Source organism: Streptomyces sp. NPDC052101 (assembly GCF_040680235.1).
In the GTDB taxonomy this organism is placed as follows: domain Bacteria; phylum Actinomycetota; class Actinomycetes; order Streptomycetales; family Streptomycetaceae; genus Streptomyces.
Window position 1 is genome coordinate 1 of the sequence record NZ_JBFAWH010000103.1, and the last position, 3459, is coordinate 3459.

Below are 3459 nucleotides of genomic sequence, written 5' to 3' on the forward strand. Positions count from 1 at the left end.
GAGCCGGTGGACGAAGTCCGTACGCTGGTGCGGGCGTTGGGTGCACTGTATGTGTCGGGGCAGGAGATCGCCTGGGAGGAGGCGCTGCCCGAGGGCGTGCCGGTCGACCTGCCCACCTACGCCTTCCAGCGCGACCACCACTGGCTTGAGTCCCCGGACAAGGACAAGAAGGGGAACGGCTCAAGCACCCGCTCCCGCTCCCGCGACGAGGACGCGCTGTGGGAGGCCGTCAGCGGGGGCGAGGCCCAACGGGTCGCCGAACTGCTCGGCGCGCAGGACAGCTCCGCAGTCGCCGCCGTCCTGCCCCACCTCGCCGCCTGGCGCGAACAGCAGGACCGGGCAGGCCATGCGGCGGGCCGGATGTACACCGAGACCTGGGAACCGTCCGCCGTACCGCGTGCCACGCCCGTTCCGCACGGCCACTGGCTGATCGCGGCACCCACGGCCGCCCAGGACCTCGCGGAGCGGCTCGCCGGGACGCTGGCCGACGCGGGCGCCTCCGCGCACGTGCTCAGCACCGACGGGGACCGCGCAGGCTGCGCCGCCCTGATCGGCGCCCTGACGGCGGCGCTCGGCGACGAGACCCTGAGCGGCGTCCTCGCCCTCACCGCCGCCGACACCGCCCCGCACCCCGCCCACCCGGCCGTGAGCACAGGCGCCGTCCAGAGCCTCACCCTCGTCCAGGCACTGGGGGACGCCGGAGTCCGGGCCCCGCTGTGGTTCCTCACCCGAGGCGCCGTCGCCGCGCACGGCACCGACCCCGCCCCCGCCCCCGAACAGGCCTTCGTCTGGGGCCTCGGCCACGTCGTCGCCCTGGAACACGCCGACCGCTGGGGCGGACTCCTCGACCTGCCCGCCGACACCGGCACCACGGTGCCCCTCGACGCCGCGATCAGCCGTCAGCTGCTGGCCACCCTCGCCGCGCACGGCACCGCCACCGCCGAGGAACACGTCGCGCTGCGCCCCGCCGGACGCCACGTCCGCAGGCTGCGCCGCACCGAACCCACCGCCGTACGACCCTGGACACCGCGCGGCACCGTACTGATCACCGGAGGCAGCGGCGCCCTCGCCGGGCACCTTGCCCGCCGCCTGGCCGAACGCGGCGCCGAGCACCTCGTACTGGTCTCCCGGCGCGGCCCCGCGGCCGACGGCGCCGCCGCACTCGCCGCCGAACTGGAGGCCACCGGCGCCCGCGTCACCTTCGCCGCGTGCGACGTCACCGACCGGGCCCGGCTGGCGGAACTCCTCGACCGGCTCGACCGCGACGACGCCCCGCTGCGCGCCGTCTTCCACACCGCCGGTGTCCTCGACGACCGGCTGCTCGACCGGCTGGACGCCGACGCCGTCGCCGCCGTCGCCGCGCCCAAACTGGCCGCGGCCGCACATCTGGACGACCTCACCCGCGACCGCGAACTCGACGCCTTCGTGCTGTACTCGTCGGTCGTCGGCGTGCTCGGCAACATCGGCCAGGCCAACTACGCGGCGGCGAACGCCGCCCTCGACACCCTCGCCGCCCGGCGCCGGGCCGAGGGCCTGCCCGCCGTCTCCCTCGCCTGGGGACCGTGGGCGGACGGCGGCATGACCCACGGCGCCGCCGAGACCCAGCTGCGCCGCATCGGCCTGGACCCGATGCCCGTCGAACAGGCCCTGGACGTCCTCGACGCCGTCCTCGGCGGCGGAGAGGGCCGCACCACGACGGTCGTCGCCGACATCGCATGGGACCGGGCCACCGCCGCCTACACCGAGGGCCGCGACCGCCCCTTCCTGCGGGAGATCCCCGAGTCCGCCCAGGCCGCCACCGCGACCGCGTCCGCGGAGCCGGGCACGCCCCTGCGCACCGCCCTGCTCGACCTGCCCGAGGACGCCCGCGAGGACCACGTACGCCGTCTGCTGGCCGTCGAGGCCGCCGCCGTGCTCGGCGCGAAGAACCCCGAAACACTCGACCCGGAGCGCGGATTCAAGGATCTCGGCTTCGACTCGATGATGTCCGTCGACTTCAGCCGCCGCGTCCAGCAGCGCACCGGCGTCACCACCCCCAAGACCCTCGTCTTCGACCACCCCAACCTGGCCGCGGCCGCCCGCTGGCTGCTCGCCGAACTGGCCCCCGGCCCGGGCGCCCCCGCCTCCGGCGGCCCGTCCGCCGCGCCCGCGGCCGTGGGCGGCGACCGGCGGGGCGGCGACGAACCGCTCGCCGTGGTCGGCGTCGGCCTGCGCATGCCCGGCGACGCCCACGACCTCGACAGCCTCTGGTCCGTCCTCGCCGACGGCCGCGACACGGTCACCACCGTCCCCGCCGACCGCTTCGACATCGACGCCTACTACGACCCCGACCCCGACGCCGAAGGCCGCATCTACACCCGCAGCGCCTCCTTCCTGGACGACGTCGCCCACTTCGACGCGGCCTTCTTCGGCATCAGCCCGCGCGAGGCCGAGCCGATGGACCCGCAGCACCGGCTGCTCCTCGAAGCCGCCTGGAACTCCCTGGAGAACGCCGGCATCCGCCCGCGCGACCTGCGGGACTCCCGCACCGGCGTCTTCGTGGGCGCGGGCGTCGGCGAGTACGGCACCTTCCGCAAGGCGGGCTCGGCGGACACATACACCCTCACCGGAACCCTGCCCAGCTTCAACGCGGGCCGCCTCGCCTACCACCTCGGACTGCAGGGACCGGCGCTGTCCGTCGACACGGCGTGCTCGTCGTCGCTGGTCGCACTGCACCTCGCCTGCGAGGCGCTGCGCAGCGGCCAGTGCGAGCTGGCGCTCGCCGGTGGTGTCCAGGTCCTCACCGACCCGGGCGCGTTCATCGCGCTCAGCAGGTCCCACGCGCTCGCCCCGGACGGCCGCAGCAAGACGTTCTCCGCCGAGGCGGACGGGTACGGCCGCGGCGAGGGCGTCGGCGTCATCGCCGTCATGCGCCTGTCCGACGCCGTCGCCCAGCAGCGCACCGTGCTCGGCGTGATCCGCGCGACCGCCGTCAACCACGACGGCGCCAGCAGCGGCATCACCGCCCCCAACGGGTCCTCGCAGCAGAAGGTCATCCGCGCCGCGCTCGACTCGGCCGGTCTCACCCCCTCCGACATCGACTACGTCGAATGCCATGGCACCGGCACCTCGCTGGGCGACCCGATCGAGGTCCAGGCCCTGGCCGCCGTCTACGGCGAGGGCCGGGAGCCGGGCAGGGCACTCGGCCTCGGCACCGCGAAGAGCGTCATCGGCCACCTGGAGTCCGCCGCGGGCATCGCGGGCGTCTGCAAGATGCTCGCCTCCTTCCGGAACGACGCGCTGCCCGCGACGCTGCACAGCACACCCCGCAACCCGAACATCGCCTGGGACGACCTGCCCGTGCGCGTCGTCGACCAGCTCGAACCGTGGGAGCGGGAGGAGTCGCGTCCGCGTCGTGCGGGTGTGTCGTCGTTCGGTCTGAGTGGGACGAACGCGCATGTGATCGTGGAGGAGCCGCCG

General features: G+C 75.1%; 1 protein-coding gene. It reads left to right on the forward strand.

All coding sequences use genetic code 11. The features are described from left to right. Positions 1-36: 36 nt before the first annotated feature. On the forward strand, positions 37-3459 hold a 3423-nt coding region (locus tag AB0L75_RS43935; RefSeq protein WP_365191908.1), incomplete at its 3' end, for an SDR family NAD(P)-dependent oxidoreductase.